This window comes from Variovorax paradoxus, from assembly GCA_016806145.1.
Classification (GTDB): domain Bacteria; phylum Pseudomonadota; class Gammaproteobacteria; order Burkholderiales; family Burkholderiaceae_C; genus Variovorax.
Map to the genome: position 1 here is coordinate 1,952,197 of CP063166.1, position 12,190 is coordinate 1,964,386.

General features: G+C 69.0%; 13 protein-coding genes and 1 pseudogene. 12 read left to right on the top strand and 2 right to left on the bottom strand.

The window, feature by feature from the left end; genetic code table 11:
• Nucleotides 1-47: 47 nt before the first annotated feature.
• The 6 genes and pseudogenes from hda to INQ48_08910 all read left to right on the top strand — a co-directional run bounded on the left by hda (nucleotide 48) and on the right by INQ48_08910 (nucleotide 6,834).
• Nucleotides 48-749 (top strand): DnaA regulatory inactivator Hda, encoded by a 702-nt coding sequence (hda, locus tag INQ48_08885; GenBank protein ID QRF59322.1) that lies wholly within the window; start codon nucleotides 48-50, stop codon nucleotides 747-749.
• A gap of 19 nt (nucleotides 750-768) precedes the next feature.
• Nucleotides 769-2,377, top strand: a pseudogene (gene pcnB / locus INQ48_08890) (polynucleotide adenylyltransferase PcnB).
• A gap of 289 nt (nucleotides 2,378-2,666) precedes the next feature.
• Nucleotides 2,667-3,128, top strand: a complete 462-nt coding sequence (gene folK / locus INQ48_08895) for a 2-amino-4-hydroxy-6-hydroxymethyldihydropteridine diphosphokinase (protein ID QRF60666.1) — start codon at nucleotides 2,667-2,669, stop codon at nucleotides 3,126-3,128.
• 323 nt (nucleotides 3,129-3,451) lie between these two features.
• Complete coding sequence (locus INQ48_08900) at nucleotides 3,452-4,096, top strand: DUF47 domain-containing protein (GenBank protein QRF59323.1); 645 nt, start codon at nucleotides 3,452-3,454, stop codon at nucleotides 4,094-4,096.
• A 13-nt stretch (nucleotides 4,097-4,109) separates the two neighbouring features.
• Complete coding sequence (locus INQ48_08905; protein QRF59324.1) at nucleotides 4,110-5,120, top strand: inorganic phosphate transporter; 1,011 nt, start codon at nucleotides 4,110-4,112, stop codon at nucleotides 5,118-5,120.
• Nucleotides 5,121-5,541: 421 nt separating this feature from the next.
• On the top strand, nucleotides 5,542-6,834 hold the full coding sequence (locus tag INQ48_08910) for a porin (protein QRF59325.1): 1,293 nt from the start codon (nucleotides 5,542-5,544) through the stop codon (nucleotides 6,832-6,834).
• A 100-nt stretch (nucleotides 6,835-6,934) separates the two neighbouring features.
• Here the strand turns inward: INQ48_08910 and INQ48_08915 are convergent, their stop codons facing one another.
• Nucleotides 6,935-7,381, bottom strand: coding sequence for a TM2 domain-containing protein (locus tag INQ48_08915; GenBank protein ID QRF59326.1), 447 nt, complete (start codon nucleotides 7,379-7,381; stop codon nucleotides 6,935-6,937).
• Between the two features lie 31 nt (nucleotides 7,382-7,412).
• Nucleotides 7,413-7,934, bottom strand: coding sequence for an N-acetyltransferase (locus INQ48_08920; GenBank protein ID QRF59327.1), 522 nt, complete (start codon nucleotides 7,932-7,934; stop codon nucleotides 7,413-7,415).
• 205 nt (nucleotides 7,935-8,139) lie between these two features.
• Here INQ48_08920 and rpsP point away from each other — a divergent pair, with 205 nt between their 5' ends.
• From rpsP to INQ48_08950, 6 genes are all read left to right on the top strand, one after another.
• A complete protein-coding gene (gene rpsP, locus INQ48_08925; GenBank protein ID QRF59328.1) occupies nucleotides 8,140-8,403 on the top strand; it encodes a 30S ribosomal protein S16 in 264 nt (87 codons plus the stop codon).
• Between the two features lie 18 nt (nucleotides 8,404-8,421).
• Nucleotides 8,422-8,976, top strand: coding sequence for a ribosome maturation factor RimM (gene rimM / locus INQ48_08930; protein ID QRF59329.1), 555 nt, complete (start codon nucleotides 8,422-8,424; stop codon nucleotides 8,974-8,976).
• Nucleotides 8,977-9,005: 29 nt separating this feature from the next.
• On the top strand, nucleotides 9,006-9,752 hold the full coding sequence (trmD, locus tag INQ48_08935; protein QRF59330.1) for a tRNA (guanosine(37)-N1)-methyltransferase TrmD: 747 nt from the start codon (nucleotides 9,006-9,008) through the stop codon (nucleotides 9,750-9,752).
• A 110-nt stretch (nucleotides 9,753-9,862) separates the two neighbouring features.
• The gene (gene rplS / locus INQ48_08940) at nucleotides 9,863-10,243 is read left to right on the top strand and encodes a 50S ribosomal protein L19 (protein ID QRF59331.1); all 381 of its coding nucleotides are present in this window, start codon (nucleotides 9,863-9,865) and stop codon (nucleotides 10,241-10,243) included.
• Nucleotides 10,244-10,379: 136 nt separating this feature from the next.
• On the top strand, nucleotides 10,380-11,105 hold the full coding sequence (locus INQ48_08945; protein QRF59332.1) for a CoA pyrophosphatase: 726 nt from the start codon (nucleotides 10,380-10,382) through the stop codon (nucleotides 11,103-11,105).
• 83 nt (nucleotides 11,106-11,188) lie between these two features.
• The gene (locus INQ48_08950; protein ID QRF59333.1) at nucleotides 11,189-12,190 is read left to right on the top strand and encodes a CobD/CbiB family protein; all 1,002 of its coding nucleotides are present in this window, start codon (nucleotides 11,189-11,191) and stop codon (nucleotides 12,188-12,190) included.

The following is a 12,190-nucleotide window of genomic DNA, read 5'->3' on the forward strand; positions in this document are numbered from 1 at the left end:
GGCCGATAGAATTCCGGACGATTTTACGGGCGTTGACCGCCCCCTCCATGAACCTTCCCGGGATGAAACAGCTCGCGCTCGATATCGGCATCGCGACGGGCCCCAGCTTCGACGCCTTCTTTGCCGGCCCGAACGAGGCGGCGCTGCGGCACCTGCAACTGTGGGTGGGCGGCGCCGGCAGTCCGGCGCTCCACTCGCCCGTGCCCACCTACCTGTGGGGCGAAAGCGGCAGCGGCAAGACCCATCTGCTCGAATCGGTGCGCGTGGCGCTGCGCGAGCAGGGCGCCAGCGTGGGCTGGCTGCACGCCGGCCTGCTGGAGCCGCCCGAGTTCGACGAGCGCTGGGTCGCCGTGCTGCTCGACGACGTGCACCTCTACACCGCCGTGCAGCAGCACGCGGCCTTCAACTGGTTCGTCAACGCGCAGAGCCTGCAGCGTGGCGTGGTGGCCGCGGGCGCGCTGCCGCCGGCCGACCTGCCGCTGCGCGAGGACCTGCGCACCCGGCTCGGCTGGGGCCACGTGTTCCACCTGCAGGTGCTCGGCGAGAGCGAACGACGCGCCGTGCTGCGCCAGGCCGCCGATGCGCGCGGCGTGATGCTGTCCGACGATGTCCTCGACTACATGCTGCACCGCTTCAGCCGCGACCTCGGCAGCCTGATGGAGCTGCTCACGCAGCTCGACGGCTATGCGCTGCAGACGCAACGCGCGATCACCATTCCGTTGATCCGCTCCATGCTCGAAAACGAATAAGAAGAACCCTTCTCAACCAATGATCAAGAAATTCATCGACAAGCTGCTCGGCAAATCCGCCGGCGGCGCACAGGGAAAGAGCCGCTTCGGCAAGCGCGAGGAAGTGCCGGCGGAGGTTCACCGGATCGATCCGGCCCTGGTCGACGAACGCGCGAAGAACGTGGTCACCACCTTGCAGCAGGCCGGTTTCGAGGCCTACGTGGTGGGCGGCGCGGTGCGCGACCTGCTGCTGGGCCTGCGGCCCAAGGACTTCGACGTGGCGACCAATGCCACGCCCGAGCAGGTCAAGGGGCTGTTCCGGCGCGCCTTCATCATCGGGCGGCGCTTTCGCATCGTGCACGTGGTGTACGGGCGCGGCCGCGAGCACGAGGTGATCGAGGTCTCGACCTTCCGCGCCTACATGGATGCGGCCGCGGCCGGCCAGGTCAGCGGCAACGAGCGCACCAGCAAGGGCGAGCTCGCGGGCATGACCCATGCCGTGGACGCCAGCGGCCGCGTGCTGCGCGACAACGTCTGGGGCCCGCAGGAGGAAGACGCCGCGCGCCGCGACTTCACCGTCAACGCCATGTACTACGACCCGGCGCGGCAGGTAGTGATCGACTATCACCACGGCATCCGCGATGCCCAGAAGCTGGTGCTGCGCATGATCGGCGACCCGGCCGTGCGCTACCGCGAGGACCCGGTGCGCATCATCCGCGCCATCCGCTTCTCGGCCAAGCTCGCGGCCCTGGGCTTCAAGCTCGAGCCCAAGACCGGCGCGCCGCTGGTCGAGTCGAGCAAGCTGCTGGCCGACGTGCCGCAGAGCCGCCTGTTCGACGAGATGCTCAAGCTGCTGCAGACCGGCCATGCGATCGCCACCGTCGAGCAGCTGCGCAAGCTGGGCCTGTCCAGGGGCATCTATCCGCTGCTCGACGTGGTGGTGGAGCGCGCCGACCTGCCGTTCGTGAAGGCCGCGCTGCAGGACACCGACCGCCGTGTCGGCGAGGGCAAGCCGGTGGCGCCGAGCTTCCTGCTGGCCTGCGTGCTGTGGGCCGATGTGCGCGACGGCTGGGCCCAGCGTCAGGAAGGCCGCAACGGCCAGCGCGCGCAGCCGCCGTTCCCGGCGCTGCAGGACGCGATCGACGACGTGTTCAACGCGCGCATCGGCGACGTCTCGGGCCGCGGCAAGCTGGCCGCCGACATGCGCGAGATCTGGATGATGCAGCCGCGTTTCGACAAGCGCACCGGCTCCACGCCCTACAGCCTGGTCGAGCAGGCGCGCTTCCGCGCCGCCTTCGACTTCATGCGCCTGCGCGCCGACGTGGGCGAGGTCAGCGAGGCCATCGCCGAGTGGTGGCAGGAGTTCAGCACCTCGGACGACACGCGGCGCCAGGACCTGCTGGACCAGGTGCGCGACGAACAGAAGACGCGCCAGCGCGTGCGGGTGCGCAACACCGCGCCCGCGGCCGAGCCGGTGGTCGCCAGGAGCACCGCCGCGCGCGGCGACGAGCGCGCGGACGACGAGACGGCCGACGGTGAGGCCGGTGGCGCCGTGCCGCCCGATGGCGATGGCCGCGCCGCGCAAGCGCCGGCGCCGCCGCAAGCCGCGCACCGGTGGTGAGGGCGGCGCGCCAGCCGCATCCGAATGAGTACCGCCAAGCGCCCGCCGGGCGGCAAGGCTGCGCCGGCTCGCAAGCCCGCGGGGGCGGCGACGGTCGTCGCCAGCCACCGCGCGATGCACGCGATGGCGATGGCAAGCCCGGCCGCGCGCCGGGCCGTGGGGCCAGTTCCGCCGGTCCGGCCCGTGGTTCCAACGCCGCCGGTCCGGCCCGCAAGGGTGCCGCGCCGGCGCGCAAGCCGGCCGGCCGCTCGGGCGGCTCGGGTCCTGCCCGGCCCCCGAGCCGGTCGCGCGACGAGTACCCCACGGTCCAGGCCTTCATCGCGATCGGCGCCAACCTCGGCGATGCCGCCGCGGCGGTGCGCGCCGCGATGCTCGCCATCGGCGCGATCGAGCGCACCACCGTGACGGCCAGTTCCTCGCTCTATCGCAGCGCGCCGGTCGATGCCACCGGCCCCGACTTCATCAACGCCGTGGTCGCGGTGCGCACCGGCCTCACGGCCGAGGCGCTGCTGGCCGACCTGCAGCTGCTCGAGCTCGAGGCCGGCCGCGAGCGCTCGTTCCCGAACGCGCCGCGCACGCTCGACCTCGACCTGCTGACGCACGGCAACACGGTCAAGGACACGCCCGCGCTCACGCTGCCGCATCCGCGCATGCGCGAGCGCGCCTTCGTGCTCAAGCCGCTGGCCGAGATCGCGCCCGACAAGGTGCCGCGGGCCGCGCTGGCGCGCGTGTCGAAGCAGGTCATCGAGCGGCTGCGCGACACAGACGCCAGCGCCTGAGCGAACCACCGGGGGAGGGGGCGGGCCTGCCGCGTCGCTGGGCCTTCCACGCCGCCATCGCGCTGGTCGTGGCGCGGGTCGTGGCGCTGGTCGTGGCGCTGCGGCTCGGCGGCATCTGCGGCGGCCGGCAGCTGCCCGTGCTCAAGCGCGCGGCCTGAGTTCTTTTTCGGGCCGGAATGCGGCCGCGGCCGCCGTGCCTCGCGCATTTACAACGAAAAGATCAACCCCCCAAGGTCCGGATCGCACGATCCGCCCGTTTAAACTTCGCGGGTTTTTTCATCAAGGCGTCATCAAGTTGTGATTGGCGTCCTCCAGGAGTCGCCATGTTCGGCAAGCTGCTGCCCCGCGAGGGCAATTTCTTCGAGATGTTCAACCAGCACGCCGAGCGCATCGTCGAGGCGGCCCGGGCCTTCGAGCAACTCGTCACCAACTACAACGACGTGCACCTGCGCGAGCAGTACAACCGCGACGTCGACAACGCCGAGCGCGCGGCCGACCGCGTCACGCACGACGTCAACCGGCTGATCCACAAGACCTTCATCACGCCGATCGACCGCGAGCAGATCCACAAGCTCATCAACACCATGGACGACGTGGCCGACCTGATCCAGGACTCGGCCGAGACCATGGCGCTGTACGACGTGCGCCACATGACCGACGAGATCGTGCGCCTCACCACGCTGAGCGTGAAGTGCTGCGACCGCCTCAAGGACGCCGTGAAGTACCTCGGCAAGATCGCCGACCCGGCCGTGGCCGAGGCCACCCTGAAGACCTGCGAGGAGATCGACCGCCTCGAGTCCGACGCCGACCGCGTGATGCGCAGCGCCATGAGCAAGCTGTTCCGCGAGGAGCCCGACGTGCGCGAGGTCATCAAGCTCAAGGCGATCTACGAGCTGCTCGAGACGATCACCGACAAGTGCGAGGACGTGGCCAACGTGATCGAGGGCATCGTCCTCGAGAACTCCTGAGCGGGCACGACCGATGGCAACGGTGCAGGTCGCCCTCTGGGTGGTGATGGTGCTGGTCGCGCTCGCGATCCTGTTCGACTTCATGAACGGCTTCCACGACGCCGCCAACTCGATCGCGACCGTGGTGTCCACGGGCGTGCTGCGGCCCGGCCAGGCCGTGGTGTTCGCCGCCTTCTTCAACCTGATCGCGATCTTCGTCTTCCACCTGAGCGTGGCGGCCACCGTGGGCAAGGGCATCGCCCAGCCCGGCGTGGTCGACGTGCACGTGGTGTTCGGCGCGCTGATCGGCGCCATCAGCTGGAACCTCGTCACCTGGTACTACGGCATCCCCAGCAGTTCCTCGCATGCGCTGATCGGCGGCATCGTCGGCGCCGTGATCGCCAAGACCGGCACCAGCGGCCTCGTGGCCTCGGGCATCTGGAAGACCGTGGCCTTCATCTTCGTCTCGCCGGTGCTGGGCTTCCTGCTCGGCTCGCTGATGATGGTGATCGTGGCCTGGACCTTCCGCCGCGCCACGCCCTCGCGCATCGACCGCTGGTTCCGGCGGCTGCAACTGGTCTCGGCCGGCGCCTACAGCCTGGGCCACGGCGGCAACGACGCGCAGAAGACCATCGGCATCATCTGGATGCTCTTGATCGCCACCGGCTACGCCTCGGCCGGCGAGGCCGAACCGCCGACCTGGGTCATCGTGAGCTGCTACGCCGCGATCGCGCTGGGCACCATGTTCGGCGGCTGGCGCATCGTCAAGACCATGGGCCAGAAGATCACCAAGCTCAAGCCCGTGGGCGGCTTCTGCGCCGAGACCGGCGGCGCGCTCACCCTGTTCCTGGCCACCGCGCTGGGCATTCCCGTGTCGACCACCCACACAATCACCGGCGCCATCGTCGGCGTGGGCTCGGCGCAGCGCGCGAGCGCGGTGCGCTGGGGCGTGGCGGGCAACATCGTGTGGGCGTGGATCTTCACGATCCCGGCGTCGGCGTTCGTGGCGGCGATCGCCTACTGGGTGAGCTGGCAGATCTTCTGAGCCTCGTTGCTCGGCGCGCAGTTCGAAGTCGCATCGACTGCGCGCACCGTCGTCCCTCCTTCGCCATCGCTCGACCGCGGCTGTCCGATGCCGTGCGATCGCAGCGCATCGCAGTGCCTTTCAGCACAACTTTCTGAGCCTGTTGTTATCGCGCCAAAGAGTCCCGATGCCATCGACGGGCTCTAAGGGTTGTCACGGACTCTTCACCCTCGGACGAGACCATCGCTGCACCCGATTGCAGATGCATCGCGTGCAAGGTCGCTCGGAGCCGGTCCCACGCCGGCGCCGCATGAAACGCGATCCGATGCGCGCGAGAAACCGCGGCAAGCCGCCGCGGAATCCCCGGTGTCCCCCCGTTCCGGGGTGGTCTCTTCAAGGACCGCCCAGGACGCTTGTTGTGCTTAAGAAAGAGGAAGCTGAAATGAAAAAATCCCTGGTGGCATTGGCCGCCGTGCTGGCGGCCGGCGGAGCGGCTGCTCAATCGTCGGTGACGCTGTTCGGCGTGGTCGATGCGAGCGTGAGCAACTACTCGACCAAGAGCGAGTACCGCGGCACGAACCCGCTGCTGTTCGGCGCCTCGCGCAAGCAGAGCCAGACGGCCCTGGCGAACGGCAGCAGCAGCTCCAGCCGCCTCGGTTTCCGCGGCACCGAAGATCTGGGCGGTGGCCTGGCAGCGAGCTTCTGGCTCGAATCGGGCATCACCAACGACGACGGCAAGACCGGCGTCGCCGCGTTCGACCGTCGCTCCACCGTGAGCCTGTCGGGTGGCTTCGGCGAAATCCGCCTCGGCCGCGACTACACGCCCACCTACTGGAACGACAACGTGTTCGATCCCTTCGGTCTGCGTGGCGTGGGCACGAGCCTGATCAGCCGCGTCGGCGACTCGCTGTCGCGCAAGGGCGGCACCGCTCCCAACGGCGCGTCGGCCAGCGACAACTACGCGCGCGCCAGCAACAGCATCGGCTACTTCCTGCCGCCGAACCTCGGTGGTTTCTACGGCCAGTTCCAGTACGCGCTGCACGAGAACGTGAAGTTCGACGAGAACGTGATCGAGTCGCCGTCCAAGCGCGGTTCGTACTTCGGCGGTCGCGTCGGCTATGCCAACGGCCCGCTCGACGTGGCTGTGTCGTACGGCTCGGACAACAAGGACTCCACGCCGCTGACCGCGACCACGGTCCTGACCCCGGCACTGGCCGCGCAAGCGTTCAAGAACCGCATCAACACCTTCAACCTCGGCGCGAGCTACGACCTCGGCGCGGCGAAGCTGTTCGGCGAATACTCGTCGGCCCGCAACAAGTTCGACAACGTCACCACCCTGGGTGCCCTGAACTACGTCAACAGCGTGACCGACAAGTACGACGGCTTCCTGCTCGGCGTCAGCGTGCCGGTGGGCCCGGGCCAGATCAAGGCTTCGTACGGCTACCTGAAGTACAAGGCGGGCCAGAACCCCGTCGTGAACCCGGCCCTCGCGCTGTTCGGCAACCCCGAGCTGTCGACCAAGGCCAACCAGTTCGCGATCGGCTACGTGCACAACCTGTCGAAGCGCACCGCGCTGTATGCCACGCTCGCTCGCGTGCGCATCAAGGACGGTCAGAACAACCCGACCGTCTTCGGTCGCGTGACCACCGGTGGCGCCCCGGCCTACCTGGCCACCGCCGGCTGGGCACCGCGCTCGTCGACGGGCTACGACTTCGGTCTGCGTCACAGCTTCTGATTTCCGCGTCTTTTTTGTCTCCAAGGTTTGCCACCCGGCTCTGGTCGGGTGGTTTTTTTGGTTGGTACCCGGTGTCGGCGCCGGGTACCTCCTCCCGGATCTACTGGGAAATCTTCCGGCCCTCTTCGACCTGGTGCTCGAAGTAGCGCTGAAAACTGAACACGATGCTCGCCATGAGGATCGTGCTGCCGAAGAACAGTGCCAGCACCACCGCGCCGATGGTGGCCCAGCTCGTGCGCCCCGGTTCCGCGTCGAGGGCGGCGCCGGCGTTGTAGCGCGCGTTCCACTTCTCGGGCGTCATCAGGCCGTAGACGATGGCCGTGAGCGCGCAGCCGGCGATGGTGAAGCCGAGGCAGGGGATCAGCACCCAGCTCCAGCCGTCGTCGACGCCGTACATGCGCACGCGCTCGACGCCGTAGAGGCCCAGCGCGGTCGGGATCGGCAGCAGCCAGCCGAGCCAGTCGCCGAGTCCGCGCAGGTAGAAGCGGTGCAGGCCCAGCGGGCCGCCCAGGAAGGCCAGCCAGGCCGTGGTCGTCTTGCTTTTCATGCGGTGCTCGATCCTGCTTTCGTTGCTTCGTTCATTCGGGACGGGTGCTGCTGCCTTCGCCGATGCTCTTTTCCATCAGCACGACGTCGCGCCACTGGCCGAACTTCCAGCCGCAGTCCTTGAGCACGCCGACCTGGGTGAAGCCCTGGCCGCGGTGCACGCCGATCGAGCCGGCATTGGCCGAGTCGCCGATCACCGCGATCAGCTTGCGCACGCCGGCGGCCTCGGCCGCCTCGGCGAGGGCGGCCAGCAGCCGCGCGCCCAGGCCCTGGCCGCGCGCGGCCTCCGCCAGGTAGATCGAGTCCTCGGCCGAGTAGCGGTAGGCCGGGCGCGGCTTGAACCAGTTGCAGTAGGCGAAGCCGAGCAGTTCGCCGTCGCGCTCGGCGACCAGGTAGGGCAGCCCCTTGCCCAGCACGTCGGCGCGCCGGGCGGCCATCTCGGTGGGCGAGGGCGGCTCGGTCTCGAAGGTGCCGGTGCCGTGCAGCACGTGGTGTGCGTAGATGGCGGCGATCGCCGGAATGTCGTCTTCGCGGCTGGGGCGGATCGTTGTCATGAGGGGAAATTGGGAGGCGGAAATGCCGGAAATGAGCCAGTGCAGGCAGGAATTCTCAGCCGGAACGCGGTGCGGGCTATAATCGTGGGCTTTTCAGCGTGTCGCTGGCCGGGTGGCCATGTCGCGTGTCTCGACGCTGGAAGAACATCGTGAGCAGGTTTTCATCTTCAAACACGAAGGCCTGCGACCCACCCAAGGATAAATCATGGTCGTCATTCGACTCTCCCGTGGCGGTGCCAAAGGCCGTCCGTTCTTCAACATCGTCGTGTCGGACAAGCGCGTTCGCCGCGATGGCCGTTTCATCGAGCGCCTGGGTTTCTACAACCCGACCGCCAAGGAAAACGAGGAAAGCATCCGCATCGCTCAGGACCGCCTGACGTACTGGAAGAGCGTCGGCGCCCAGCCGTCGCCCACCGTCGCGCGCCTGATCCGTCAAGCCGCCGCTGCCGCTCCCAAGGCTGCCGCCTAAGCAGCGCGGCCACCGGCGATGCTGCCCGCGCTCGAAGCCGCCGAATTGCCGGCGGATGCGATCGAAGTCGGACGCATCGCCGATGCCTGGGGCATCAAGGGCTGGTTCAAGGTCCTGCCCCACAGCGCCCAACCCGAGGCGCTTTTTTCTTCCAAGCGCTGGTTCCTGCAGGCCCCCGGGGCTTCGGCGACCACCGCCTTCCGGCTCGCGATCAGCGAAGCCAAGGAACACTCCGACTGCATCGTCGCCTCGTCGCGTGACGTGCCCGACCGCAACGCGGCCGAGGCGCTGCGTGGCGCGCGGGTGTTCGTGCCGCGCTCGAGCTTCCCGAGCACCGGCGACGACGAGTACTACTGGGTCGACCTGATCGGCCTCGAGGTCGTGAACCGCGAGGGCATCGTGCTTGGCACGGTGCGCGAGCTGCTCGCCTCCGGCCCGCAGACCACATTGGTGATCGCGGCCGAGCAGGACGGCAAGGCCGTCGAGCGCATGGTGCCCTTCGTCTCGGCCTTCGTCGATGGCGTCGATCTCGCGGGCCGGCGCATCACGGTCGACTGGCAGCCCGACTACTGACCCCGGCCCCGCCGCCGCGGTCCGCGCGCATGCGCTTCGACATCCTCACGCTGTTTCCCGAACTGTTCGCGCCCTTCATGGCCAGCGGCGTGACGCGCCGCGCCTACGAATCGAAGCAGGTCGAGGTGGTGCTGTGGAATCCGCGCGACTATGCGCCCGGCAACTACAAGCGCGTGGACGACCGCCCGTTCGGCGGCGGCCCCGGCATGGTGATGATGGCCGAGCCGCTGTCGGCCTGCCTGGCCGCGGCGCAGGCCGCGCGCGGCACGCCGGCCCCGGTGGTGCTGTTCTCGCCGATCGGCGAGGCGCTGCGCCACGAGGCGGTCGAGCGCTGGTCGGCCAGCGAGGGCGCGGTGCTGGTCTGCGGCCGCTACGAGGGCATCGACCAGCGCTTCATCGACGCCCATGTCACGCACCAGGTCAGCCTCGGCGACTTCGTGCTGTCGGGCGGCGAGATCCCCGCGATGGCACTGCTCGACGCGGTGGCGCGGCTGCAGCCCGGCGTGCTCGGCGACGAGGCCAGCCATGTGCAGGACAGCTTCAATCCCGCGCTCGACGGCCTGCTCGATTGCCCGCACTACACGCGGCCCGAGCAGTGGAACGGGCAGGGCGTGCCGGCGCCGCTGATGTCGGGCCACCATGCGCAGATCGAGCGCTGGCGCCGCGACCAGCGGCTGGCGATCACCGCCCGGGAACGCCCCGAATTGATAGACGCGGCCCGCGCTGCCGGCCGCCTGAACGCCGCCGATGAGGCGGTGCTCAAAAAAAAGCTATAATCGCGGGCTCCCCGATCCTCTGGCCGGCCGCGTCCGGTGCGAAGTCATCCCGCATGACTGCGCCAACGACGCCTTTTGTGCAGCGCGGACACGATCGATTTCAGGAAATCATGAACCTCATCCAGACCCTCGAGCAGGAAGAAATTTCCCGTCTCGGCAAGACCATCCCCGATTTCATGCCCGGTGACACGGTCATCGTCAGCGTGAACGTCGTCGAAGGCACCCGCAAGCGCGTGCAGGCCTACGAAGGCGTGGTGATCGCCAAGCGCAACCGTGGCCTCAACAGCGGCTTCACCGTGCGCAAGATCTCCAGCGGCGAAGGCGTGGAACGTACCTTCCAGACCTACAGCCCGCTGATCGCCAACATCGAGGTCAAGCGCCGCGGCGACGTGCGCCGCGCCAAGCTGTACTACCTGCGCGACCGCAGCGGCCGTTCGGCTCGCATCAAGGAAAAGCTGCCGGGCAAGTCGTCGAACGCCTCGGCCGCGTAAGCTGCCCGCAGGCTTGCCTGTTGCGAAAAAGCCGCCGCTCTGGCGGCTTTTTGCGTTCTCGCCTCCGTTTTCCTTCCGTCCATCCACCCTTCGCCTCACGATCGATCACTTGACCGCCTCCAGCGCCGCTCCGTCCATGTCCTCCGCCACCTCCGAACCCGTCAATGCCGTCGCGCCCACGATGCTGCCGCCATTCGACCCGCGCAAGGTCCCGGTGGTGGGCGGCGGCGCGGCCGACGGGCTGCCCGCGGTGGCGCTGGAGCAGCTGACGGCGCAGGCGCTGCGCGCGCGTTTCGCCACGCCGCCGGCCTGGGCGCCCGAACTGCGCCGCGAGCCGCGCATGACCGGCCGCGAGCCCGCGCAGGCCGCCGTGCTGGTGCCGATCGTGCAACGCCCGCAGGGCCCGACCGTGCTGCTCACCGAGCGCACCGCGAACCTGTCGACCCATTCGGGCCAGGTCGCGTTCCCGGGCGGCCGCGTTGATCCCGAAGACGCCAACATCGCGGCCGCCGCGCTGCGCGAGGCCTGGGAAGAGGTCGGCCTGTCGGCCAGCTACATCGAAGTGCTCGGCAGCCTGCCGACCTACACCACGGTGACCTCGTTCATCGTCACGCCGGTGGTGTCGCTGGTCGAGCCCGGCTTCGAGCTCACGATCAATCCCTACGAGGTCGCGCAGGCCTTCGAGGTCCCGCTGGGCTGGCTCATGGACCCGGCCAACCACCGCCGCCATGCCGTGCCCGCGGGCGATGGCACGCAGCGCCACTGGTACTCCATGCCCTACCAGGACGGCAGCGAGGAGCGCTTCGTCTGGGGCGCCACGGCCGGCATGCTGCGCAATCTCTACCGCTTCCTGAGCGCCTGAGCCGCCTGAAGAAACGGCGAGTTCTGTTGGCCTCATAGGTCCGCAAGCCCCGAACGACGGGGCTGTCTCGCTATCATCTCTGGATGAGCTTCTTCGCCATCCTGTGTGCGTTGCTGATCGAGCAGGTGCGGCCGCTGGCCCCGCACAACCCCGTGTATGGCGGCGTGCTCGCATGGACGCGCTGGACCAGCCGCAACTTCGACGCGGGCAAGCCGCACCATGGATGGATCGCCTGGGGCCTCGCCGTCTTCGTGCCGACGCTGCTCGCGCTCGGCATCCACTGGCTGCTGGTGCTCACGCTGGGGCTGCCGTTCGCGGTGCTCTGGAGCATTGCGGTGCTCTACGTCACCCTGGGCTTTCGCCAGTTCAGCCACCACTTCACCGACATCCGCGACGCGCTCGACGAAGGCGACGAACCGCTGGCGCGCTCGCTGCTCGCGCACTGGCAGGGCGTGGACGCCGCCGAACTGCCGCGCAGCGAGATCGTGCGCCACGTGATCGAGCATTCGGTGATCGCCGCGCATCGCCACGTGTTCGGCGTGCTGGCTTGGTTCTCGGTGCTCGCCGCGGTCGGCCTGGGGCCGGCCGGCGCGGTCTTCTACCGCATGAGCGAATTCGTCGCGCGCTACTGGCTGCACAAGAACGGCGCGGCCGTCCAGCCCTCGAGCGAATCGGTGCAGCAGGCCGCCGAGGGCGCCTGGCATGCGATCGACTGGCTGCCCGCGCGCATCACGGCGCTGGGCTTCGCGGTGGTGGGCAGCTTCGAGGAAGCCATCGACTGCTGGCGCAACGACGCGCGCCGCTTTCCGAGCGAGAACGACGGCGTGATCCTCGCGGCCACCTCGGGCGCGGTCAACGTGCGCCTGGGCGGCGGCCGGCTGCGGCCGATTCCCAGCGTCGATCCGCTGCCGCGCGCGCAGGCCGGCGAATCCTTCGCCGACACCCGGCGCACCGACAGCGGCAGCACGCCGGGCCGCGAGCCCGAGCCCGGCCACCTGCGCAGCGTGGTGGGCCTGGTCTGGCGCTCGGTCGTGATGTGGATGGTGCTGCTCGCGCTGCTGACGCTCGCGCGGCTGCTGGGCTGA